Origin of the sequence: Streptomyces sp. IBSNAI002 (genome assembly GCF_052244475.1) — a bacterium.
Lineage (GTDB): Bacteria > Actinomycetota > Actinomycetes > Streptomycetales > Streptomycetaceae > Streptomyces.
The window spans coordinates 3,653,967-3,676,090 of record NZ_JBQPXG010000002.1 but is presented as its reverse complement, the minus strand read 5'-3'; the positions used below and the strand labels follow the sequence as shown (position 1 = coordinate 3,676,090).

The following is a 22,124-nucleotide window of genomic DNA, read 5'->3' as shown; positions in this document are numbered from 1 at the left end:
AGCCCCGGCCAGCAGGCTCGGGGCGTACAGGGGCGGGGCAGGTCAGGTGATGCGAATCGCCTGCAGGAAGCTCTTGGCGTAGATCTGCGTCGGGGTGGCGTGTGACGTGTCCTGCGCCCACCTGAGGATCATGTTTCCGGCCGCCGAGGTGGTCACGTGGGCGACGATCGAAGCGGTCGTCTTCGACCCGCCCGTGCCATAGGTTCCGACGCTGATGTTGCCCGAGGTCACCGCCTGCGACGCGTAGGCCGCGGCGCCGCCGAGGGCGGGCCCGTTCGCCGACCAGAAGATCGACGCGCCGGCAGGCAGAGCCCAGCTGAGTTTCAGGTTCCCGGCGTTGAACTGGCCGTCGTAGAACAGGGCACCGCGGACCGTGTAGGTGGCGGCAGCCTCCAACGGCAAGATCAACTGGTTGTCGTCCTGCAGCGTCGTCGACGCCGTGACCGGCTCGTCGATGGTTTTCACCACGGTGATGGGCTGCATCGCGGTCAGCAGGGCCGCGGTGACCCGCTGCCCGGCCGACCACGTGGGGTACGGCATTGCGCCTCCTACAGGGCGAGGATCATGGGCTGTGCGAGTCGCACGTCAGCCGCGCTGGAGTGGGCCTTGACGACCGCGTTGACCGAGCGGGTCACCGTGAGGGTCTGCGGGCTGCTCGCGCCGGTGACCGCGGTCACGGTCATGACTTCGCCGCCGACCTGAATGTCGAACGGGGTCTGTCCCGAGGTCGCCCACAGCGGGCCGCTCGGCGTGGCCACCGACAGCGAGGCCGCAGTCGATGTGACGCCCGAGGCGAGCGTCGAGGCGGCCGTGTCGAGGCGGCCGGTCGCCGTGTCGTCGAGGACTGCCACCGACCAGGGGCCGGCGGGCGAGCAGTTGAGCGTGATGTCCCATGCGGACGGCCACCCGATGACCTCGCTGTATCCCTCGACGAGCAGGTCGATGGGCCCGGGCGGCAACCAGGCCGGGGGGTTCAGGATCTGGATGCGGTCACCGATGTCGAGTGCCAGGACGTCCGGGATCAGCTCCGGTTTCGCGGCCAGATTGATCACGACGCTCGGATACCGGGCCGCGTCCCAGGTCCCCAGGTGCAGCGCCCAGGCCGCGATCGGCTCCGTCTGGGCGTCGCTGTGGAGGTTCAGCGTGGTCGCGTCGTCGTAGGTGCCCACCCCGAGAGGCGGCGCCAGCACGGACAGGGCACTCGATTCATCCACGGCCCGGGCTGAACTGCCGCCGGCGCGCGTGACCGTGCGGTCGTTGCGGACCCGTTGGTCGTCGTCGACCTGCTCCAGCGGCGGAGCCACATGACCCTGCGCGTAGTCGAGGGTCAGCGCCACCGGCTGACTGTTGAAGGACTGCCGGGCCCGGTAGCGCAGCGCGATCCGCTCGCGGTCCTCGTACAGGACCCCTCCGTCCGCGGCCTCGCACTCGCCGAGGAGCGTGAGCAGTGGGGCCGGCCCCTGCGCGCCCATCTGCGTGGGCGCGAACCCTGAGGTGACCGGCACGTTCTCCTCGGCTCCGAGGCGTGCGATCCGGTCGGAGGCGGTCTCGCCGCCGTAGCCGTTGTCCGAGCCGCCCCAGACCCCGAGGTCGGAGGAGGGGAAGACGGCCAGGTGCCCGATCCGCATGCCGGAGAAGTCGGGGCCGAACGCGGTGTCGAACCGCTCGACCAGGCCGACGGTTCCGGGCTCGGACCAGTTCCATGCGGAGCCGCTCCCGTTGACCTCAACCCAGCCGGCATGGAAGTCGACGTTGCCGCCGTTCTGCTGGGCGGAGAGGTCGAACCGGTACCACTTGCCCGGGCCGTAGGTGTCGGAGTTCGAGAACGACTCGTTGATGATCAGGTTGTTCGCCGCGTCGTAGCCCTCGATGCCGATGGTGGTTGAGGTGTACTTGACGACGATCCCGGCGGCGGTGCCGGTGGTCCGGAAGGCCAGCCACGGCTGGAGCGATCCGGGCGGCGCGTCGAGCTGGTAGATCAGCGAGATCAGGTATCCGCTGGTCGGGCTGGTATAGGCGGGGACGGGGCCGGCCATGATGGCGGCGCCGTCGATGGACGGCAGGGCGGCCGAGCCGGGGCAGCTGTCGTCCTCGCCGAAGGTGAAACCGCTGACCGGCATCGGCGGGCAGCCGACGATCGGCGAGTAGGCCTGCGTCGCCGTCCGTCCGTCCTCCATCGGCCAGTAGGCGACCGGACCTTGGCCGGGCAGGCGCCGGGCAAGCGTGGACGCCAAGGCCTTCGTGCCCTGGCCGAGGCGGCGCAGGATCCCGGACGCCTCGAGGGAGACGATTCGGTCCTGGCCGGAGAGGTCCCAGTGCGGCGGCCAGGACGACACCTCGGCGTGCAGCCGGTACTCCCTGGCACTGATCTCCGCCGCGCCCGCGAGCGTCCACGTGCGGCCGGCTGAGTCCGCCCAGGAGGTGGTGCCCGGCGCGAGGGCCCGCACGTCGGGTGACGCCACGACGCTGCCGCTGATACCGGAGCGCACCTCGGCCCGGTGCAGACGGCCCTTCCAGGGCAGACGGGTCTCCGTCCCGTTGACGTGGGTGGGGGCGATCTCCAGCGGCGCCGTCCCGCTATGGATGCTGGTGACACCCGTGCCGGTGACGGTGCTGAACTGGGTCCACGGCCCGGCGAGGGTCTCCGCCCAGTAGAGCCCTACGGTCCAGCCTCCCGCCCCGTTGTTCACGTCCAGGGTGGCCCGGACGGCCGCTCGCCGGGGGAGCTGCGGCATCAGTGTGGACGCGGCCACCGCGTTGGCGAAAAGGCCGGTCGGTGTCCACACGAACACCAGGAGGCCGTTGATGATCCGCAGGTACCAGGACCGCTGACCGTCGACCGAAGGCCACTTGCCCATCAGGATCTGCTGGACGCTGCGGGACCAGTCCGCGGTGACCTCGATACGCACGTCGATGTCGCCGACGATGTCGAGCGACGCGTGGTCGGGGGTGGCCACGATGTCGCCCGACACCCCGGTCGTGGCCAGGTACGCCTCCGGGCCCGTGACCGAGAAGCGGACCGGCGTGTTCCTCCCGATCAGCCCGTAGTTCGCGCTGCGGGGGTTCCGCGGGGAGTACAGGTTCCCGCGGTTGTCGAGCTGGAAGGAGGCGGTGCTGGGGTCGACGCTGGACGCCTCGTCCGGCCGGCCCCGTTCGATGGTGACGGGGACGCCCTCGCGCAGGGTGCTGGTGATGGAGGTCCAGACGCCGCCGATCTGCATCTCGGCGAGGAGCTCGATCGGGGTCTGCGGGAACGCCACGGGTCTCTCCTATCGCTGGCCGAAGGCGGTCGTCGGACTGCCCTGGCCCTTGGTCCGGACGACCTTGCTGATGGCGGTCTTGAAGGCGCTGTCGGCGCCGCCGAAGTCGAACTCGACGACGGCGCGAGTCGGCCCGTTCGCGCCGGTGGGGCTCTGGCCGGCGGCCTTCATGCCGGGCACGGTGACCATCTGCCGCATGGCGGCGTCGAGCTCTCCTTGGCCCGACTCGGCACCCTCGACGATGCCGGCGGGGATCCAGCGGCCTACCTGCTTGGCCATGACCCGCGACGGCGAGGCGATCCCGAGAGCTTTCGCGATGGGCCCCGGGATGAGGTTGCGGGCCCAGCCCATGAGGGTGGAGCGGAGCCAGCCGCCCATGGACTGAATGCCGTTCCACAGGCCGGTCACCACGTTCTTGCCGGCGTTGACCAGCCAGGTCGCGGCGCTGGCGAAGATCCGTTGGATCTGGCCGGGCAGGCCGCCGATGAAGCCCACGATGTTGCCGATGTTGCGGGTCGTGAGTTCTTTCGCGCGGGCCCACAGCTCCGACCAGATGCGGACGGTGAAGGCCTTGATCTCGTCCCAGTAGTAGATGATCAGCGCGACCAGGCCGATCACGGCGGCGATGATCCAGCCGATGGGCCCCATGGCGATCAGCCACTGTGCGGCCATGATGGCCGCCCACAGCACCGCGCGGGCCGCCATCATGACGAACTGGGCGACGGCGACCGCGGCAGCCCGGACGACCGCGGCGACCCAGGTTCCGATGGACACCAGCGCTGAGCCGACCCACGCGCCGGCGGTGGTCGCGGCCGAGACGACCGCGCCGGCAGCGATCCGCGCGTAGGCGACGAGACCGAACGCGAGCATGCGCGTCCAGCCGGCGATCGCCAGATAGGTGGAGGAGGCCAGCAGCCGGGTCGCGAGAGCTGTCGCGGCCGCGCCGATCCGGTACAGGCGCATGGCGACGACGACACCCATGATCGCCATGGCCAGGTTCTCCAGCACCCACGGCGGCAGGGAGTTGATCAGGTTGGCGAGGTAGCCGGCGAGCAGCGCGGTCACCCCGATGAGTGGGGCGATGGCGACCAGAAGCCGCAGCGCCGACTCAGCGAGAGCGCCGAGCGTCGCGGCTCCCTGCCGGGCGAGGTCGACGAACTTGGCGAAGCCCTCGCTTTCGCCGAGGCCCTTGCCCCATGCGGCGAAAGCGGCGGTTGCCCGCTCGAACCCGCCGGACATGTTGTCCGACAGGGGCGTGAAAGCGCCGATCAGGCCGCCGATCCCGACGCCGATGTTGCGGATCCCGACCAGGAAGCTCTTGAGGTTCTTGCCCGCGACCTCGGCCAGCCGCTCCGCGAGCGCCGGCAGGCCCTTCTTCGACACGCCGGCGCTCACCTCGCCGAGGAACTCCTTCAGGGCGCCGGCCGCGGACTTCACGAAGGGAGTGAGGAGGGGCATGAGCTTGGTCAGGATGCCGATGCCCTGCGTCATCACGGGCATGGTGGACACGGCGAGGCTGTCCGACCAGTCCTTGTAGGCGTCCTTCAGGCCCTTCTGCGCGACCGCGGCCTCCCGCGTCGCCGGCGGAAGGCCGTCAAGCTGCGCCTGGTAGGCCCGGTCGGCGTCCTTCGCGGCCTCCGACGCCTGCTTCACGTCCTCCAGAGCGGCCTTGTAGGCCTTGCCGCCCTTCGCGGCGAGCTGGGCGGCCTTGGCCTGCTTCAGCTCCACCTCGGCGTGCGCAGCCTCGGCCGCCTCAGCCGCCGAGGACGCCTCGGCGATGGACTCCAGCTGCGGCTTCAGCGCCAGCTGGAACGCCTTCGCGGCGATACCGGCCGTCGCGAACGCGGCGACCATGCCGCCGATGCCCGCGGTGACCGCAGCGATCGCGGGAAGGCCCACTCCCAAGCCGGCCACGCCCTTGGCCAGGGTCGTGAGGTGCCCGCGCGCGGCTTCCGCGCCCGCGCGCAGCTGGTCGGTGTCGATGCCGAGGCGGACCGTCATCGAGGCGAGGGTGGCCACAGCACACCCCCTCTCGGATCAGGCGTCGGTGTCGGGGGTTGTGCGGCGCAGGCTGCCGCCGAGCGCCACGTTCGCGGCCATCGCGGCGCGGAAGAGCTCTTCCGGGGTCTTGCGGACCCGCTCGGTGTCCCAGCGGGGCAGGAACGCGATCGGGTTGACGGGCCGTTTGCCCTTGGCGCGCTGGCTGTTGATGACGGCGGCCGAGACGAGGGCCGCGTGAAGGTCGCCGCGCAGGCCGCCCAGGGGGCCGGTCAGCTTCTCGTAGGCCTTCCACTCGGCGAGCTCAGCCGATCCGGCCTCGGACAGCAGGCGGCCTACGGTCATGCCAAGGTGCGCGGCCAGGCGGAAGTAGAACTGCCTGCCGGGCCGCGCCCTCAGTTTCCCGTGAGCTCCTTCACGTCGTCCGGGCCGAGCTTGGACAGGCGCATCGCGGCGTCACACACCCGCTGCAGGGCCTGCCCGGACTTCTCGCCGAGCCGCTTCGTCTCGGCCGGGGATCGGAACAAGGGCTTGCCGTTCTCGTCGACGATGGACGCCGCGGCGAGCCGGGCCCGGAATCCCTCGAGGCCCTCGGCGCGGACGGATGAGCCGTCCTTGCCGAGGAAGGACGCCTCGAACTTGTCTCGCTCGGTGCCGGGCAGTTCGCGGACGCGGACGGTCCCGCCCCACTCGGGTACGGCGACGTCCTCGTAGGCGAGGTCGGAGGCGCCGAGGATCTGTTCTGCGGACAGGTAGGTCACTGGGCGCCTCAGCTTCCGGTGGTGATGGTCGGCTTGCCGGACACCTTGAAGGTGAGGCTGGCGGCGAGCTTGTCGTCGTGCGGTGCCTCCGGCTCGAACCCGGTCAGGAGCGCGGTGAACGCCCACTCGCCGAGCGTGCCGGGCCACGTGATCTTGTAGTTGCGGGGGAGGGCGTCGGCGAAGTCGGCGATGATCCCGTCGTGTTCGCGCGGGTCGTAGTTGACGTCGACGCTCACCTCGCCGCCGTCCTTGAGGCCGCCGATGAACTCGCGCCACGCGTCGGGGCTGTCGTGGGCGGTGACGTCGAGGGTCTCCCGTTCCAGCGAGGGCGGGGTGATGTCGGTGACGTTCGCGATCGGGGTGAAGTTCTCGGTGGGGGTGGCACCGTCGCCCCTCTGCAGGGCGGTGCCGAATGCGTCCAGACCAGCCATGGGCCTGTCCTCCTTAGGTTTTGGTGAGCCAGACCCGGTAGGTCACGGAGATGTGCCGGATGGCGGGGTCGGGGTCGCGAAGCTCGGTGTGCTGCTCGTGGGCGATCGACACGTCCCGGAAGCCGTCCACGGCGAGGGGCTGCCGGTCCAGGACCGCGTCGGCCGCCGCCAGGACGTGGGCCGCTTCAGCCCAGCCGCGGTAGCGCGACCAGATGTCGAGAGTGACGTCGGCGGCCAGGCCTCGCTGGTTGTGCGCGTCGTCGACCTGCTCGGTGATGGACCCGATGGTCAGGTACGGGAAAGTCGCGTCCTCGGGTACCTCGTCGTACACGCCGGAGACCAGCGCGGTCAGCGGGGCGTCCGCGGTCAGGCGCGCGTACACGGCGCGCTGCAGCGGCCACAGGGCGGTGGTCACTCGGCGACTCCTCCCAGGTGCCGGCGCAGCGCGGCCCGGTAGGCGCGGGCCACGTCCGGGCGTACCTCGTTGAACGCGGGCACGAGGAACGGCTGGGCGGCCATCTTGGACGTGCCCTTCTCGACGTACAGGGCGTAGTCGACGGCCGGTTCGTCCCACACGCCGACCTCGGCCCGCCCCCACTGCTCGGCGACCTTGGTGCTGATGTCGCCGTGCAGGGCGCCGGACGCGCGGGGCGCCCGGTTCCGCGCCTTCTCCTGGACGTCCTCGGCCCACACGTTCAGGGTCTCGGTCCGGGCCAGGCGCATGGCCTCGGGGATCCGGCTGACGGCCCGTAGTGCCCGCTCGAGGCCGTCCAGGCGGATGCGGGAGGCCATGTCAGGGCAGCTGGACCACGGCCACGGTGACCGTGGTCACGCCGGAGTAGGTGATGGCGGCCCGGCCGGTCGACGGGTCCCGGAAGGCGGCCTTCAGCGGGAAGAACGCGGCGCCGGACGCGGGGACGGTCTGTGCCGCGTCGGCGACGGCCAGGTCGCCGACGGTGCCGGGCGTGGCCAGGGTGACGGTGATCGATCCGCCGCCGCCGTTGCGGACGTGCAGGTACAGCTTCTCGCCGACGGGGGCCTGGTCGCCGCCGCCGGCGGCCGCGGCGTAGGTGGGCTGGAGTCCGGACAGGGGCATGCGCTGAGCAGCCAGAATCGCCATGAGGGGTCCTCACGTTTCGGTGGTGGGCTGGCGGACCGTGCAGTCCGCCCGCAAGTAGGTGCCGGGCTCCGACGGCTCGTAGACGGCGTAGACAATGACCACCCGGCCGGGCGGTCGCAGTTCGTCGCCGCGGCGGACGTCAGTCCCGGCGGGGAAATACCAGGTTTCGACGAGGACGGTGCCCGCCTGCTGGGCGGCTGTGCGCTCGCGCGCGGACGGCTGGGACCGGCGCGCCCGGTGCGTGCCGGCCAGCGCCCACGCGGCCTGCTGGCCGCCGCCGCCGTCATCGACGAGGCCGACCCGCCAGGCCTCCACCCGGGTATTCAGGAGCCGGCCGACGCGGCTCACCGCGACCTCACCACGCCGGCGCCGCCGCCGAAACGCGCGGCCAGCCGCTCGACGAGGTAGTCGGGCAGCTCCATCTCAGTGATCAGGCCGGCGTCCCCGTAGGTCACGGAGTAGTCCCCGATGCGTTCCGAGCGGACGTCCCTGGCAGCCAGGCCCATGCCGTCCGGCTCGGATCGGTACGCGGCCAGGGCCGCGGCGGTCATCCGGCACACCAGGTCGACGATGTCCGCGGGCACCGTGGGCAGGCCGTGGGTGTAGGTGACCTCCACCTCGCAGGGGCCGTCTCCCGACGACCAGCCTCCGGCACGCCACAGCATGCCGGAGCGCAGCCGCCAGTCGGTGACAGCGGTCCCGCCGATCTCCACGGAGGCGACCGCGGTGACGGGTAGACCGGGCAGCCTCAGCCACTGCCCGGCCTCCCCCTCCAGGACCACGGTGGACGTCGCCTGCGAGACGGGGCCGCCCGCCGCGTCGCGCACGGCCGCCGAAGCCACCTCGAGGTACGTCTCAACGATGTACGTCTCGGCCGGGTCGACGGCCAGGCCGCGGCGGCTGAGGTCTTCGATGGTGGCCAGGGGAAGCAGGGTCACGGCTGCCTCCCCTCGATCACTCGGCCAGGTCGATCAGGTCAGCCTTGGACAGGTTCGCCGCGTCCTCCGCTGACATGTGGCCCTGAGAGACCACGAAGGCGATCCAGTCCGCCTTGACGGCGTTGACCGCCGGGCGGCCCGGTGCCCGGGACGGCCCGCCATCGGGCTGTTCCGCAGGAGCCTCGCCCTGCGCAGCCTCGCCGCTCTGCGCGGGTTCGCGCGGTGCCTGCGCGGGCGCGGGCGGTTGGCCGTACGGGGAGCCGTCGGAGTGGACGCGGACCAGCTGCCCGCGCTCGTACCGCTCGGCGATGGACTCGGGCAGGGGCAGGTCCATCGCGATGACGGCCCCGCCCTCACCCCGCACGTAGATCGTCTCGGCCATGTCAGGTGTTCCTCGGGATCTTGAACGCGGTCATGGTCATCGCGACGGACGTCTCGACGATCAATGAGCCGTCGTTCTGCAGGAACCGGCCCGATTCGACGGGGCCGATCCACTGGGTGGCGCCGTTGGCGACGGTCACGGTCAGGCTTCCCTGCCCCGAGGCGACGGCCAGCGGCAGAGCGCCCGCCAGGACGGTCGCGGTGCCGGAACCGCCCGAGGCGTTGGACAGGCGCAGCATGGTCAGCTCGGTGAAGGCGTTGGCGACCTGGCCGCCATTGCCGGCGCCCGAGGACACGGCCGTACCGGCCGGGTCGGCGAGGTTGCTGTTCGGAAGGAGGTTGCTGTACGCGACAGCGGTGCGTGCCATGGGTCAGGCTCCGATCAGGCGGCGGGGTTGATGAACGCGGCGGCCAGGTGGTCCGGCCGGATGACCTTCGCGCCGTACAGGGCCAGGCCCTTGACCGCGTCCGAGAAGCTCGACTCGGGGCGGTACGCCTCGGTCTTGTTCAGCTGCTCGGCGAACGTGATCGCTTCCGGCACGCCGGCCTGCACGACCTGGGTGTCGCCGGTCGGGTTGGGGCAGTTGTTCGACTCGTAGATGTCGAAGCCGGCCGCCCGGCCGACCAGGCCGTTGCGCAGGCCCGCGTCCGTGCCGGCGTTGTCGGCCTTGATGAAGCGGTCGTCGAGTAGGAGCGAGCCGTATGCCTCGGGCGGGACGATGCAGTACCGGCCGCTGGTGGGCACGTTGGCCTTCGTCAGCTTGGTCCGCAGCGGTACCAGGACCTTGTTGTAGAAGTCGCTCGGGGTGGTGTACGTGTCGATCGGGGAGCCGACCAGGTTGAGGAAGTTGCCGGCGGCGATCTGCGTGTACAGACCGGCGACGTACTGGTCCATCGTGTCGGCCAGTCCGTAGGCCGCCTCGCTCGTGGCCTGCGGCATCAGGCTCGACTTGGCCTGTCGCTTGTCGACGTCGTCGACCATGAAAGCCCAGTACTTCGCCTGGTCCACGACCAGGGTGCGCTGGGCGGTGTTGAGCTTCTCCGGCGTGATGACGGTGGTGCCGGGCACGTAGGTGCCGATCGCCGGCCGGGACACGGAGGTGATGCGGACGGTGTCGCCCGCCTCGGCGATCTCGCCCTCGTAGTCGCGGTTGACCACGCGCGGCGCGGCGTACACGAGGGCCTTGCGGGTGGCGACGAGGAGCTTGCTGCTCCAGATTTCGGGAACGAAGTTCCGCACGGTCATGGTGGCCTCCTGGCCTACTTGCCGCCCATGAGGTCATCGAGCTTGCCCTCGTCGCGGGCGCGGTCGATGGCTTCGGCGGTCATGGTTTTGAGGTCTGCTCGGGTGAGCTGCTTCGGCCGGCTCGCCTTGCGCGCTGCGCCGCCGTCGCCAGTGCCCTGGAACCTCTTCGCCGTTGCGGCTGCCAGGTAGGGCTTGGACTTGATGAGGTCTTGAATCGCTTCGGCTACCTCGTCCTCGTCGAGGTTGCCGTCCTCGTCGACCTCGAACTGCTCGAGGTCGAGGAACTTGAAGGCGTCGGCCGGATCCGCGAGGACGCCCTTGGCCGCGGCCTTCACCTCGGACCGGATGATCCGGGCGTTGGCCTTCGCGATGGCGTCTTGCTCGGCCTGGCGGCGCACCGTCGCGGCCTCGTCGGCGCCGTCCTTCTCCGCCAGGCGCTGCTCGAGCTCCTTGGCCCGGGCCCGCTCGGCGCGCCACTTGCCCTTCATGGAAGCCAGGGCCCGCTTGCCCTTGTCGCCGAGCTCGTCGGCGCCGGCCGGGTCGGCCTCGTCGTCGCTCTCGCCGGCGGGCCCGGCGGGGTCGTCGGCGTTCGCGCCGTCGTCCTCCTGGCCCTCCTCGTCGTCCTGCTCGTCCTTGCCCTCCTCCTCCTCCTCCTGGTCGCCGTCGGCGTAGAAGACGGGCGAGAAGAGGCCGGACGGATAGGGGCGGGCCCAACCGGGCGCGTGGGCGCGGGCGTGGCGGGCGAGGGTGGGGCGGTTCATGGGGTCTCCCGTTGCGGGTGAGGGGGCCGCGCGTTGCGCGCGGGTGGTGAGAAGTCCAGCGGCCCGGCAGGGGCGTCCCTGCCGGGCCGGTGTGCGCTGCCGGATCACGCCGACTCGTCGTCTTGACGCCCGCGCACGGGGCCGTTCGAGGACCTCAGTAGAGGTAGCCGTGCAGTCTCAGTAGCCGAACCGCGTGCTCGCGGTCCTTGGCGCGGCGCATGATCTCCTCGGGCATAAGCCGCACCGCCCGCGCAGTCGCGTACCGGCCCCCCGGCTTCCGCTCGAAGCTGGAACGCTGCCGCGCGGCGAGCCCCCGCCGTGTGGTGCCCTCGGTGGTGGCCTGCACGGTGCGCCCGTACAGGCTGGCCTCCCGCATACCGCGACGGGCGTTGACCACCTGCGCGACGTCCGCGCCGGCCTCGATCGCCTCGACCGCCTTGGACCCGAAGGCCTTGAGCCGCTGGGCCTCGGTCATCGACGTGAACACGTCCTTCGCGTCCACCGGGGTGGGCCGGGACGTGCGCGTGACGGGCGCCATCGTGCAGTCGCACCGCGGGTGCCGAGCGAAACCGTCCGACAGGGAGTACTCGCGGCCCGCGAGGACGATGCAGCGCGCGCACGCGGGCAGCTCCACCACTCGCACGTAGGACGTCACCGCGGGCCGCGTCGCCATCACAGTGAGATCAGCGGCCCGTCCGGCGTCCGCCACGACCGTGCGGACCAGCAGGTCCAGCAGCGCCGCCCCGGACGCCCAGGCGAGTGCCAAGGACGCACCGCGGGCGAGAGCGGAGAGCGTGGTGTACAGCGGGAACATCAGCAGCTCGGGCAACGGCCGCCCATCCCCGGCCACACCGGCCAGCATGTCGGGCCGCAGCTGGTCGGACTGCGCCCGGTCCGCATCCGTTCCCAGGACCGCGGCCAGGAACGGCTCCGCCTGCTGCGCCGCGGTGAGCTGCCCGGCGGTGGTGACGGCCACGGCCCGCGTGAGCAGCGCCACCCAGGATGCGCGCAGCTGGCCGGTGTCGGTCTGCCGCCACAGTGCGCCGGCGGCCGTCGCGGCCGCTGCGGCGGTCAGCGCCCGCTGACGCTGGTGCCGCTCGGCCTCCGCCTGGACGCTCACGCGGGCACCTCGTCGGCGGCCGGTTCCTCCTCGACTGACGGGTCTTCCGGCGGCCCGTCAGGCTGGCGCTGGGCCATCAGCCGCGTCAGGTCCGCCACCGGGTCCATCGCGGCCTGCGCCTCGCGCATCGCGACGACGTCGGCGACCTCGGTAGGTGTGAGCCCGTAGCGCAGAGCCAGCCACTCGAACGGGAACCCGATGTCGCGCAGCTTCAGCAGCGCGTCGGCCATCTGCGCGTGGGAGCGCGACTCGGAGTCCGCCCACAGCACGCTGCCCGCGCGCATCGCGCGGGCCCGCTCCGTCTTGCCCTGGGCGAGGAGGATGAGCTGGGCAACCTCCCGCAGCCCGTGGCCGAACCACAGCTTCTTCTCGTCCACGCGCTTGACCAGGCCGGTCTCGGCGGCCAGCAGCGCCCCCTCGGCCAGATTGGCCATCTTCCCGATCAGGTAGTGCTGGGGAGTGCGGGTCTGGGCAGCGAGGTGGCCGACGGCGACCTCGATGACCGCGGTGTACGCGGTGAGGTTGGCGGCCTGCCACTGGGCGATCTTGGCGTCTTTGCCTGTGATCCACAGGATCTTGTCGACGGCGAACTTCTCCAGGTCGACCGGTTGCTTTCCGACGACCTCGCCGGCCGCGTTCAGCTTGGGGATCATCGGTCGCTCGGCGCCGGTGATCACCCGCTGCGGGAAACTCGCCGCGTCCGACGCATTGAAGAGCAGCGCCCACTGGAGGTTGATCGCGTCCTGCATGGCCACCACGCCGGACACGTCCGGGATCGGCTCGCTGGTCAGCATGGGCCGGTTGGGCAGCTCCACCATCGGCACGATCCCCATGGGGTTGGGCTGAGGGTTCGGTTCAGCCTCGAGCTCGCGGGGCGCCCACCGGCTCAGCTCCTCGTCCACGTCGATCATCTGCGGGCTCTTGTCCTGCCGGGCTTGAGGCCGCGCGAACTTCCACACCTCGTCTGGCAGGTACAGCGTCGCGTAGTCCTGGCTCCCGTCCTGCCACCGCTTGAGCGCGGCCCGGCGCCGCCGGCGAGAGCCCGGCTCGTAGATCACGATGCACTGGGCCGCGTCCTCGAAGGTGACGACCGGCATGTCCGGGTCGTCGGGGTCGCCCCACACGAGGACGAATGAGCGGCCGGACGTCACCGCGCCGAGGAACCCCAGCTGCGAATCGGCGTCCAAGCCGTTGACCTGCCACACCTTCCACAGATCCTGATCGGCGATCTCCGCCCCCGACTCCTTGAACCCGGTGACGGTCAGGCGCTCCACCGGCGAGTCGGCCACGATCTGCACCCAGTTGTCGGAGAAGTCCTTGTACCGGTCGCCGTGGAACTTCGCGAACTCGTCCGAGGCGAACCGAAGCCGGGACTTGCCCCGGTAGTAGTCCTCGTTACGGTCGATCTCCGGCCGGCGCCGGATCAGCTCCGACTCCAGCAGGGACACCAGACGCTGCGCTTCCTCCTGTGTGGCCATGCACACCCCCCTACGCGGAGTAGAAGTAGGACTCTTCCTTGTCGGCCAGACCGGCCGCGATCACGTCGCCCAAGGCCTCGTGCGCGAGCACGCTGGCCACGGAGGCGTCGATCTTCTGGGTGGGGCTGGCCTTGCGCAGCACGTACAGGCCGGACGGCCGCACCGCGACGCGGGTGTTGGCGATGTGCCCCTCGGTGATCGGGCACCCGTCGTGCGTGAACGCGGACGCGCGGGTGCCGTCGGCGGAGTTCCGCTTGACCACGTCGGTCTTCAGACGCTCAGCCGCAGAGTGCATCTGCACCATCCGGCGCGTGTACCAGCGGATCACCCGCTCCTCGCCGTACTGGTCGACCCACTCGTCGACCTCTGTGTCCCAGTACGGCGGGTCCGCGTACATGCGCACCACGTCGTACCGGTTCATCAGCTGGTCAACCGCGGCCCGAACCTCGGCGCGCGGAACCTGGCCGCCATAGTCGGCCGGGTTCCAGATCGTCGGCTCGTCCTCCGGCCCGTACACCGGGGTGAACTGGAAGCCATCCATGGTTTCGGCCCGGATCGCCGTCCAGTCGTCCATATCAGACCCGTCGAAGCCAAGCACGACCCGCGTGTACGCGCGGACCCGACGAGGCTTGGCCTTGGCCGCCCACCTCGCGCCGTCCAGCCAGCTCGCCGTGCCGGCGACGCACCGGTTTCCGAAGAACCGCTCGGCCTGCGCGGGGTCCTTCTCCATGATCTCGGCGGACTCCGCCTCGATCGCGTCCAGGTCCACGTGGGCCGACCCGGCGTAGACGACGCTGTAGATCTTCCGCCGCTGCCGCTTGTCCTTGAAGGACAGAGACTTGGGCGCCTGCGGGTGGAACCGGAAGATATCCCGCGCCTTCGCTTCCGACGTCGTCTGGGCGACAGATGCTTCGCTCGGGTCCCAGCCGTTGGTGGTCTCCATCGACCGGCCGCCCATGCCGGCCGCGCCGCGCCGCTGCGTCTCGGCGACACGGCGCAGCCGGTTCGCCGTGGTGTACAGGCCGGTCTCGTCCTGCATGGCGAAGATGATCGGGTTGCCCAGCCGCGACAGTGCGCTCGAGGTGACGACGTCGATCCGCCCATCGTCCCCGACGCGGGTGAACTCCTCGCCGACCTTGAGGAAGGCGCCCAGCGGCCCCCGCTTCACCATCGACTGCAGGGGCCTGTAGACGTTGGTGACCTGGTCCGCCGAGGTGGCCGTCAACTGGATCTCTGGCGTTGGCCACGGCACGCCCATCGGATCGCCGGCCGGGTACTCGTACCACCAGCCGCAGTCACAGCCGTGATCCGAACACCGGTAGCGCTCACCGCCCTTGGCCCACCCGGCGAAGACCACAGGTCCCGCGGCCTCGGCGAGGACGATGGTCGCCGACCAAGGACCCTTGCCGGTCTTCTGCGGCATGACGACCTGCGACCGCCGGTAGTGGAACGCGGGAGCCAGCTGCCCGACCCGCGCGGTCGGCTTCACACGGTAGTGATTGGCCGTACACCACAGCTGCCACGGGTACAGCTCGAGACGCTCGCCCCTGCGGAATCCATCGGGAATGGGGCAGTGTTCCTCGATCCAGTCCGCGACCACCCACAGGGTGGGGAAATCGACGACGAACTCGGCGCCAGCGTCAGGCCCCTTCGCCACTGGGCACGACCTTGAGCCGGTCCCGCGCGGACGGCCGGCGCGCGACAGGCGCCGGCGTGGCATCCGCGTCCTCGAGGGCCTCGGTGGACGGCGCGATCTTCCACCGGTTGCGGAGCATCCCTTGAACGCTCAGCCCCAGGCTGTCGAGGTAGCCGCGCACCATCTTCTTGATATCGACCCGCGCGTCGGCCCGCTCAGCCTCTGCCAGCGTCCGCACGAACAGGGCCACCTCGAGGACCTGGCCGAGCTCCTCCCACATCACGGCCTGTGGCTTGTCCCACAGGCTTTCCCAGACGTCCCACTCCCGTGCAGTGGCCTCGGTCAAGGGCCACTCGGGCGCCTCACCAGTGCGGCCGTCCGCCGGCAGGTGCCGCCACCCGGCCGCGTCGGTCTTCCGGTCGCGCCGTAGCGCGTTCGGGTCGGGTGCCGGGCCGGATACGGCACGAGCTCCACCACGGGGCATGTTGATCACTCCCTCGGCCGCATTGCGCGGCACCGATCGCAGTCACATTGCGTGATCGCTGAGGACCCTTTGAACCTGACGAACTTCTCGGAGCCCTCCCCGGCGTCCGGGACCCCCTACCTGGGAGGGGGTCACCCCCCTGGGGTGATCACCCAAAGTGACCTCAAAGCGAGGTCAGATTCCCCAGGTTTCGCGAGCAGTTTTGGCGCTGTGATGTCTCTTGCTCATGGCCTGCCAGTTGGATGGATCGAAGCCTCGTGGCCCAAGCGGACCTAGCCCATCTATGTGGTCCACCTCGGTAGCAAGGTCACGTTGCAGAGGGGGGAGCGCAGCGCATCGTGTGCACTCGCAGTAGGGATGATCACGTAGGTACAGCGCGCTTGCTGTACGCCACTGTGTCCCTCGCCCTGCGTGGCGATGGGCTGGCCTGGACGCGTCGGCCTTGGCTTGGCAGCTGTCGCAGCGCCCTACAGGGGTGAGCTGGGGACATCCAGGGGTTGGGCATACCTGCATGGCCTTGCGAGGCATCAGGAGCCCGCTTCCGGGCCATCAGGGGGGATGGAGCGGCGTATGACTTCCCTGAGCGCTTCATCGGCACCGCTGAAGTCGAGCTTTACGGTGACCCTGCGATTGCCGTAGGTGCTCTCGGTGGGTACTGAGACAGGGCGTTGGCAGTGGGGGCACGGGATGTGCACGGTGTGCCTGTCGGTGGCCACGGTGCCTCCTTCGTGGTTGTGAGTTGCCGCCCGGGGCCCTCGTCCCGGGCGGCTGCACCGCACCCACTCCGCACCGAGTGGTCATGGGCGAGCCCGGCCGCCCCGAAGGCAGCCGGGCTCAAGTCTGGTCTCGTGTATGTCAGGGGCAGGACTCTTCGAGCTTGACTGAGTTGAAGATCAGCTTGGTGCTGGTGGGGGCCTTCGTGCCGGCGGCGGGCGTCTGGCTGCAGACCTTCCAGTTCCGGTCGAGTACCTGCATGCGGGACTGGCCTAGGGCGTCGGTGGAGCCGAGGAGGAAGAATCCGGCGGCCTGCGCGTTGTCCTGGGCGGCTTGGAGGATCTGTCCGACCGCGTTGGGGACGACCGCGGATTCGGCAGGTGCTGCGGGTGCGCTGCTGGTGGGGGCTGGCGCGGGCGCGGCTGACGTTGTGGGGGCGGCTGGCGCGCTGGTGGGCGCGACGCTCGGCGCTGCCGGCGCGGGTTGTCCTGTGTCGGTGGTCTGCGGGTTGCACGCGGTGAGAGCGAGGATGGCGGCTGCGGTGGCGAGGGCGGCGGTGTGGTGTGTGCGCATCGCGCCACTCTGTCCGGCCTCCGGCCACTGTGTGATGGCTGTGACCGGTCTGTGACGTGAGAAAGCCCCGCGCGGGGGCGGGGCTCGGGTGCCTGGTCAGCCTGCATTTGGGCATGACTGTACGGGCAAATCGTGGCGCGCTCTTGTTCGAGTGTCAAGCGGCATGATCAGCGTTGCGCTGTCCCATCCTGCTGGGCTTCGGCGCGTCGCGTGCAGCGAGGACGTCCTGCAGGCGGTAGATGGGGCGCTTGGGGGTGCCGCCGCACCGTGTCAGGAGGCCGCGGCGCACCCAGTCGCGGATGGTGGCCGGCTGGACTCCGCACGCGAGGGCGGCCGTCGTCGTGGTGACCAGTCCGGGCGGGAGGGCGAGGTACTCCATGTGATCAGTCTGGCCGAGGCGCGGCTGGACGTGGGCAGGGTGCCGCGGGCCATCCTCCGGATGCGCCCAGCCGCGGCGGGCAGCAGGCTGATGGGGTGGAGAACGCGCTGGTCACCGTGCACCGGATCTCCTCGTCGGGCGGCCGACGAGTGACGATCCGGGTTCGCGGGATCGACACGGTCCTCGGCCTGGCGTACAGCGACCGGGACCTGGTGGAGTTCCTGAGGCGGCTCGGGATTCCGGATCCCGAGGATCTCGTGCGGGGCGACTCACCGGCCATCGGATGGCAGGGCGGTCAGCCGCACGTGTACCAGCCGCAGGAAGCCCCGCCCAATGTGTGATCGGGCGGGGCTGGCCCCGAGTAGCGTCAGCAGCCCTGCTAGCGCGTGTAGGGAGTTTCAAGGTACGGCCCGGGTCTGACACTGCGAACGGCGGGTTACGGCCGCCACATGTCGCGGTAGTCGGGGTGGTCGGCGTACACCGCGGCATCGTCGAGCAGATCCGGGCACGGCCACTCGACGATGTCCTGCTCCGCCCTGTGGATGACTCGGTTAGGCGTGCACCACGTGCAGATCAAGAACGCCATGGAGGTCGTCCCGTCTGCATCGGTCAGGGAGAGGCGGCGTCGCTCAGGGGTATGGCGGGCCAAGCGCCGCTGCTTGGCGTCCAGATCAGCGAGGACATGCTGGGGGTCGTGCTCGGCGATGTGGATGGCGTCGGCGGTCGACTCAAAGACGCTCGCTTCGCTGCCCCAGCGTCCGCCGCCCACGACGACCGTGGCGTCTGCGGCGGAGATGGATTCGGCATACGCCTGGTTGTCGACTGTCCAGGGGCCGCGCGTTGCGGCCAGGGCGCCGACGGCGGTCGCGTGGTAGCGGGCGCGGAGGAACTGCGCCAGGTCGTCCATCACTGCCTCCCGATCTGTTCGGCGCCGGCTCAGAGCTCGTTGGGCTGGATGTCGAAGGCAATCACGACGGCCTCGGCGTGGCTCGGGTCCTCTGCGATGACCTGCTGTCGGAGCACTTCGAACATGTCCAGCCTGGTCGCTCCCTGCGGTGGCGTGACCGCTCCGGACCGCCGCAGCGTCATGAAGCCCTGAGGGGTTGGGACCGTCAGGGACATGAAGATGAAGTGGGTGCCCTGCTCGCTCATGCCGACCATCATCCTTCCTTGCGCGTGTCGCGCTCAAGCTGGACGAGACGCGGATAGTAGTCGCCGAATGTCGCAGCGAGCTCGGCGAGTGTCGCGGTGGTGTCGCGGAGTTCGGTGTACCAGCGGGCGGCGGTCTCGTCGTCCACCCCGACTTGATAGGCGGGTCGGGCGTTGACCAGCGTGTTCACGGTGTCGCGCAGGTCTTGCAGTGTCGCGGTGGTGTCCGCGACACGTTGGCGGCACTGCTCGGTCCGTGTCGCGGGCGGGGCCGCGGCGAGGGCCTGGCGGTCGCGGTGGATGACGTCCTTCGAGACGCCGAGCAGCGCGGCCATGGTGCGGATGGAGACCCTGTCGCGCGACATCTGCGCGACGAGGGCGCGGCGGCGGGGGACGTCGATGGGGTGGGTCATGGGGAGTCGGTGCTCCTGTCGCGGTCGGGGCCGGGCCGGCCGTACGGGGTGGCGGCCCGGCCTAGGGGTGGGGTCAGGAGCGAGCGACGGTGCGCAGGGCCGTGGCGTACTGGCGGCGGGTGGTGCCGGTGGCGACGTCGGGGGCGTGGGCGAGGACCTCGGCTTCGGCGGCGGCGACGAGGTCGGCGCGGATGCCGTAGTGCTCGGCGGCGACCTGGCCGGCGATGATGCCGCGGCCTTCGGCCCACATCGGGCTGTCGGGGCGGGCGTGGTCGAGGTAGTCAGCCATCTGCAGGAGCAGTGTTCGGCAGGTGGCGGTGGGCGGGATGGAGGTCATCGGGTCACCGCCGGGGTGATGGTGCCGGTGACGCCGGCGGCCGTGGCCCGCATGGTGATGGTCCGGCCGCCGTGGCGGCGGATCCATCCGTAGGCGAGCAGTCGGGGCGGCGACGTGGTGGGTCGGGTGGGCGTGGCAGTATCAGGCACAGCCGTACTCCTTGGAGGCTCAAGGGGTTTGGTCAGGCCCTCGTCGGTGTTGGTAGCGCCGCGAGGGCCGTTCTGTTGTCTGGGCTATCCGGCCAGGAGCACCTCCTGCTGCTCGTCGTGGTCCATCCACGTCTTGAGGTCAGCCCAGGTGCTCGGCGGGTACGCCACGGCACACCAGGGGCAGGTGATCCCGGTGCTGCTGCGGTAATGGCGCAGGACCGCACCGCACACGGTGCCGTCGGGGTTCTCGGCCGGGCAGGGCCCGAGGCGGGTGCCGTGCTCGCGCGTGTCGGGCGGGCAGATGATCGCCAGGGCCTGCTCGTCGAGCTGTCGGATCTCGGTGGCGAGGGAGCCAGCCATCGTCCACGTGGCGATGTAGTCGAGGTGGAATCCGAGGCGGGCGGCAGCGGTGGTGACACGATCTTCGATCGTGCCGGTGATGACCGGTGCTGATCCAACGCGCGAGGCCTGCATCGCGGCCCACCAGTCCTCGAGGACGCCGACGATGCCGCCCGGCCCGCGCAGGGTCAGCACGCGCATGGACACCGGCAGCGGCGCTTCGACGAGAGCGACGCGGCCGTATGAGGGCGCGCCGCCCGAGGGCTGCAGTTCGGGTTCCAGAAGCCGGTATGAGGTTCCCCCGCTGTGCGGGAGTGGTTGACTAGCTGGTCAGGGCGGGTTGACGTGGTTTCAGGTTCACTTGTTCGGTGGCTGCCTGGTTGGCGTAGTGCTTCTCCTCGAACTCGATGGGGCTGAGGTAGCCGAGTCGTTCCTGGATGCGGTGGGGGTTGTAGAAGCCGTCGATGTAGTTGAAGAGTGCGAGGTTCGCCTCGGCACGTGTGGCGAAGACGCGGCCGCGGACGCACTCGGTCTTGACAAGCATCCACAGATTCTCGGCGAGGGCGTTGTCATACGAGTCGCCGACGGAGCCCATGGAGGCTTGGATCCCGGCTCTGAGCAGGCGTGTTGTGAGCTTCACGGACGTGTATTGGCAGCCGTGGTCGGCGTGGTGAATGAGTTCGCCGGTGATGGGCTCGCGGGAGGCGAGGGCGTACTCAAGCGTGGTCAGGACCAGGTCGGCGTCGGCGCGGGCGGAGGTTTCCCAGGCGACGACGCGGCGGGAGAAGGCGTCGCGGATCGCGGAGAGCCACAGCGGGCCCTCCAGTGTGGCGATCATGGTCAGGTCGGTGACCCACAGCCGGTTCGGCCCGGTCGCGGTGAAGTCGCGCCCGACCAGGTCCGGGGCGAGCTCGGCGTTCGGGTCGCGGCGGGTGAAGCCCTTGGCCTTGCGGGGACTGAGGCCCTGGAGGCCGGCCTGGCGCATGAGCCGTTCGACGCGTTTGCGGCCGACTCGGGTGCCCTCGCGCCGCAGGACGGCGTGGACGCGCGGTGAGCCGTAGATCCCGCCGGAGGCGTCGTGGACCTGGCGGATACGGTCCGTCAGCTCGATGTCCCGGCGGCGCCGCTCGCACGGCTCCTTCTCCGCCCGGCGCCAACGGTAGTAGGTGGAAGAGGGGAGGGAGAGTTCCCGGAGTACGGGCTCGACCCCCAGGTGTGGGTGCTCGTCGAGGAGTCCTGTCACCTGGGCCGGGTCGGGTCGAGCTGCGCCGCGAAAAAAGCCGACGCCGTCCGCAGAACCTCATTCGCCCGCTTGAGCTGGACATTCTCCTTCCGCAAGGCCGCCAGTTCCTCACGCTCCGCGGTGGTGAGCAGGTCTCCCCGTTCGCCGGCGTCGGCCTCGGCCTGACGGATCCAGTTCCGCAGAGCCTCGTGATGCACACCGAGATCCTCGGCCATACGACGGATCACCGGCTTCGGCTCCGCGGCGCGATACATCCGCACCGCACGCTCACGCAACTCCAACGGATACTTCCTCGGTGCGGACATCGTCCGGGTTCCTCTCATGAGACCCATCTGACCCCCTGTCACCCATCCCCGCATCTCGGGGGAACCTCAGTACAGGGCGGGCATGCGGCGGAGCCGGCCATGGGTGGCCGCCCTGCAGCGCTGGCACAGGGTTTCGCCGGCGGCCAGCACCCGGCGGCAAACGCACGCGCGGGCGGGGGCGGCGCTGATGTCGGTCATCGGTTACTCCTGTCGTTGCGGCGGTAGCCGAGGAAGGCGAGCACGAGGCCGGCCAGGTAGCTGGCTGCGACCCAGACGGCGAGAACGGTGAGGGCGACTTTCACGGCCGGCGCCCCGTCTGGTGAGGCACCCGTACGACGGTTGCGCTCGGGGGCTGGGGCCGAGCCCCTGAGCAAGCGGGGCAGAAGTCGGTTCCGGCGGGGCTGCAGCGCCAGCCGTGCGTTCGGGCTTCCGCGCGTGCCTCAGGAACCGTGCTGCGGTAGACCGTGATGGCCCCGGTACAGGCCCCTTCGCGCCACTCGGTGTTGCAGCGCACCGTGATGGAGACGCTCACGCCTGGCTCCCAGGAGGCTGGGCGTCCGCCGCCGGTCGCCGGTCGAGGTCGGACACCCATGCCGCGCACACCGCGGCGACTTGGATCAGCTCGGTGCGCAGCTTGGTCGGGTCGGACTCGGCGAACGCCTCGGCCATCTCTTCGTTGAGCACGTGCCGCCACGTGAGGTCACCTCGTTCGGCAGCGCGCTGGCAGCGCTGGCGAGCCTCGGTGGCGGCCTCGTCGGCGTGGACCAGCCGGCCCCAACTCGCAGTGCGGGGACCGGTGCCGTCGGGTCGCCGCTGGTCACCGAACACGGCCAGCTGTCGACCCCGTTCGGCGTCGACCTCCTCGGCGAATCGGGCGAGGCCGGGAGTGGTGAACAGGGTGGGGTACAC

At 70.5% G+C, this 22,124-nt stretch carries 32 protein-coding genes; 1 reads left to right on the top strand and 31 read right to left on the bottom strand.

The window, feature by feature from the left end; genetic code table 11:
• Positions 1-42 precede the first annotated feature (42 nt).
• The 21 genes from ACTVZO_RS17830 to ACTVZO_RS17730 form a co-directional block, all read right to left on the bottom strand.
• The gene (locus ACTVZO_RS17830) at positions 43-540 is read right to left on the bottom strand and encodes a hypothetical protein (protein ID WP_443299326.1); all 498 of its coding nucleotides are present in this window, start codon (positions 538-540) and stop codon (positions 43-45) included.
• Between the two features lie 8 nt (positions 541-548).
• The gene (locus ACTVZO_RS17825; protein ID WP_443299325.1) at positions 549-3,260 is read right to left on the bottom strand and encodes a hypothetical protein; all 2,712 of its coding nucleotides are present in this window, start codon (positions 3,258-3,260) and stop codon (positions 549-551) included.
• A gap of 9 nt (positions 3,261-3,269) precedes the next feature.
• Positions 3,270-5,279: a hypothetical protein gene (locus ACTVZO_RS17820; RefSeq protein ID WP_443299324.1), complete on the bottom strand. Its 2,010-nt coding sequence runs from the start codon at positions 5,277-5,279 to the stop codon at positions 3,270-3,272.
• A gap of 18 nt (positions 5,280-5,297) precedes the next feature.
• Positions 5,298-5,603: a phage tail assembly protein T gene (locus tag ACTVZO_RS17815; protein WP_443299323.1), complete on the bottom strand. Its 306-nt coding sequence runs from the start codon at positions 5,601-5,603 to the stop codon at positions 5,298-5,300.
• 50 nt (positions 5,604-5,653) lie between these two features.
• The gene (locus ACTVZO_RS17810; protein WP_443299322.1) at positions 5,654-6,019 is read right to left on the bottom strand and encodes a hypothetical protein; all 366 of its coding nucleotides are present in this window, start codon (positions 6,017-6,019) and stop codon (positions 5,654-5,656) included.
• 8 nt (positions 6,020-6,027) lie between these two features.
• Positions 6,028-6,450 (bottom strand): phage tail tube protein, encoded by a 423-nt coding sequence (locus ACTVZO_RS17805; RefSeq protein ID WP_443299321.1) that lies wholly within the window; start codon positions 6,448-6,450, stop codon positions 6,028-6,030.
• 13 nt (positions 6,451-6,463) lie between these two features.
• Positions 6,464-6,865 carry a DUF3168 domain-containing protein gene (locus tag ACTVZO_RS17800; protein WP_443299320.1) on the bottom strand — a complete coding sequence of 134 codons (402 nt, stop codon included), beginning with the start codon at positions 6,863-6,865 and terminating at the stop codon, positions 6,464-6,466.
• Positions 6,862-7,242: an HK97-gp10 family putative phage morphogenesis protein gene (locus ACTVZO_RS17795; protein WP_443299319.1), complete on the bottom strand. Its 381-nt coding sequence runs from the start codon at positions 7,240-7,242 to the stop codon at positions 6,862-6,864. Before ACTVZO_RS17795 ends, ACTVZO_RS17800 begins: the two co-directional genes overlap by 4 nt.
• A 1-nt stretch (position 7,243) precedes the next feature.
• Positions 7,244-7,570, bottom strand: coding sequence for a hypothetical protein (locus ACTVZO_RS17790; RefSeq protein ID WP_443299318.1), 327 nt, complete (start codon positions 7,568-7,570; stop codon positions 7,244-7,246).
• A 9-nt stretch (positions 7,571-7,579) separates the two neighbouring features.
• A complete protein-coding gene (locus tag ACTVZO_RS17785) occupies positions 7,580-7,918 on the bottom strand; it encodes a phage head completion protein (RefSeq protein WP_443299317.1) in 339 nt (112 codons plus the stop codon).
• The gene (locus tag ACTVZO_RS17780; protein ID WP_443299316.1) at positions 7,915-8,508 is read right to left on the bottom strand and encodes a hypothetical protein; all 594 of its coding nucleotides are present in this window, start codon (positions 8,506-8,508) and stop codon (positions 7,915-7,917) included. The genes ACTVZO_RS17785 and ACTVZO_RS17780 overlap by 4 nt, the downstream gene beginning before the upstream one ends.
• A 16-nt stretch (positions 8,509-8,524) precedes the next feature.
• On the bottom strand, positions 8,525-8,890 hold the full coding sequence (locus ACTVZO_RS17775) for a hypothetical protein (protein ID WP_443299315.1): 366 nt from the start codon (positions 8,888-8,890) through the stop codon (positions 8,525-8,527).
• Between the two features lies 1 nt (position 8,891).
• Entirely contained in the window at positions 8,892-9,257 is a 366-nt protein-coding gene (locus ACTVZO_RS17770) for a hypothetical protein (protein ID WP_443299314.1), read from the bottom strand.
• Between the two features lie 14 nt (positions 9,258-9,271).
• Positions 9,272-10,135 carry a phage major capsid protein gene (locus tag ACTVZO_RS17765; RefSeq protein WP_443299313.1) on the bottom strand — a complete coding sequence of 288 codons (864 nt, stop codon included), beginning with the start codon at positions 10,133-10,135 and terminating at the stop codon, positions 9,272-9,274.
• 14 nt (positions 10,136-10,149) lie between these two features.
• A complete protein-coding gene (locus tag ACTVZO_RS17760) occupies positions 10,150-10,896 on the bottom strand; it encodes a hypothetical protein (RefSeq protein ID WP_443299312.1) in 747 nt (248 codons plus the stop codon).
• A 154-nt stretch (positions 10,897-11,050) separates the two neighbouring features.
• Positions 11,051-12,016 (bottom strand): hypothetical protein, encoded by a 966-nt coding sequence (locus tag ACTVZO_RS17755; protein ID WP_443299311.1) that lies wholly within the window; start codon positions 12,014-12,016, stop codon positions 11,051-11,053.
• Positions 12,013-13,494: a phage portal protein gene (locus ACTVZO_RS17750; protein ID WP_443299310.1), complete on the bottom strand. Its 1,482-nt coding sequence runs from the start codon at positions 13,492-13,494 to the stop codon at positions 12,013-12,015. The genes ACTVZO_RS17755 and ACTVZO_RS17750 overlap by 4 nt, the downstream gene beginning before the upstream one ends.
• Before the next feature lie 10 nt (positions 13,495-13,504).
• Positions 13,505-15,151: a hypothetical protein gene (locus ACTVZO_RS17745; RefSeq protein ID WP_443299309.1), complete on the bottom strand. Its 1,647-nt coding sequence runs from the start codon at positions 15,149-15,151 to the stop codon at positions 13,505-13,507.
• Entirely contained in the window at positions 15,135-15,476 is a 342-nt protein-coding gene (locus tag ACTVZO_RS17740; protein ID WP_443299308.1) for a hypothetical protein, read from the bottom strand. Before ACTVZO_RS17740 ends, ACTVZO_RS17745 begins: the two co-directional genes overlap by 17 nt.
• A gap of 993 nt (positions 15,477-16,469) precedes the next feature.
• Complete coding sequence (locus tag ACTVZO_RS17735) at positions 16,470-16,901, bottom strand: hypothetical protein (protein WP_443299307.1); 432 nt, start codon at positions 16,899-16,901, stop codon at positions 16,470-16,472.
• 154 nt (positions 16,902-17,055) lie between these two features.
• Complete coding sequence (locus ACTVZO_RS17730; RefSeq protein WP_443299306.1) at positions 17,056-17,280, bottom strand: MerR family transcriptional regulator; 225 nt, start codon at positions 17,278-17,280, stop codon at positions 17,056-17,058.
• Positions 17,281-17,375: 95 nt separating this feature from the next.
• Here ACTVZO_RS17730 and ACTVZO_RS17725 point away from each other — a divergent pair, with 95 nt between their 5' ends.
• On the top strand, positions 17,376-17,621 hold the full coding sequence (locus ACTVZO_RS17725; RefSeq protein WP_443299305.1) for a hypothetical protein: 246 nt from the start codon (positions 17,376-17,378) through the stop codon (positions 17,619-17,621).
• Positions 17,622-17,716: 95 nt separating this feature from the next.
• On the opposite strand, the gene ACTVZO_RS17720 is transcribed toward ACTVZO_RS17725, so the two are convergent.
• The 10 genes from ACTVZO_RS17720 to ACTVZO_RS17675 form a co-directional block, all read right to left on the bottom strand.
• Complete coding sequence (locus ACTVZO_RS17720) at positions 17,717-18,187, bottom strand: DUF6221 family protein (protein WP_443299304.1); 471 nt, start codon at positions 18,185-18,187, stop codon at positions 17,717-17,719.
• A 29-nt stretch (positions 18,188-18,216) separates the two neighbouring features.
• Complete coding sequence (locus tag ACTVZO_RS17715; protein WP_443299303.1) at positions 18,217-18,432, bottom strand: hypothetical protein; 216 nt, start codon at positions 18,430-18,432, stop codon at positions 18,217-18,219.
• An 8-nt stretch (positions 18,433-18,440) separates the two neighbouring features.
• Entirely contained in the window at positions 18,441-18,842 is a 402-nt protein-coding gene (locus ACTVZO_RS17710; RefSeq protein WP_443299302.1) for a hypothetical protein, read from the bottom strand.
• Positions 18,843-18,915: 73 nt separating this feature from the next.
• A complete protein-coding gene (locus ACTVZO_RS17705) occupies positions 18,916-19,179 on the bottom strand; it encodes a hypothetical protein (RefSeq protein ID WP_443299301.1) in 264 nt (87 codons plus the stop codon).
• Positions 19,176-19,328 carry a hypothetical protein gene (locus tag ACTVZO_RS17700; RefSeq protein ID WP_443299300.1) on the bottom strand — a complete coding sequence of 51 codons (153 nt, stop codon included), beginning with the start codon at positions 19,326-19,328 and terminating at the stop codon, positions 19,176-19,178. Before ACTVZO_RS17700 ends, ACTVZO_RS17705 begins: the two co-directional genes overlap by 4 nt.
• Before the next feature lie 84 nt (positions 19,329-19,412).
• Positions 19,413-19,868, bottom strand: coding sequence for a hypothetical protein (locus ACTVZO_RS17695; protein ID WP_443299299.1), 456 nt, complete (start codon positions 19,866-19,868; stop codon positions 19,413-19,415).
• A gap of 121 nt (positions 19,869-19,989) precedes the next feature.
• Positions 19,990-20,910, bottom strand: a complete 921-nt coding sequence (locus ACTVZO_RS17690) for an IS3 family transposase (RefSeq protein ID WP_443297102.1) — start codon at positions 20,908-20,910, stop codon at positions 19,990-19,992.
• Complete coding sequence (locus tag ACTVZO_RS17685; RefSeq protein ID WP_443299298.1) at positions 20,907-21,215, bottom strand: transposase; 309 nt, start codon at positions 21,213-21,215, stop codon at positions 20,907-20,909. The genes ACTVZO_RS17690 and ACTVZO_RS17685 overlap by 4 nt, the downstream gene beginning before the upstream one ends.
• A 66-nt stretch (positions 21,216-21,281) precedes the next feature.
• Positions 21,282-21,413 (bottom strand): hypothetical protein, encoded by a 132-nt coding sequence (locus tag ACTVZO_RS17680; RefSeq protein WP_443299297.1) that lies wholly within the window; start codon positions 21,411-21,413, stop codon positions 21,282-21,284.
• A gap of 330 nt (positions 21,414-21,743) precedes the next feature.
• Positions 21,744-22,124 (bottom strand): hypothetical protein, encoded by a 381-nt coding sequence (locus ACTVZO_RS17675; RefSeq protein WP_443299296.1) that lies wholly within the window; start codon positions 22,122-22,124, stop codon positions 21,744-21,746.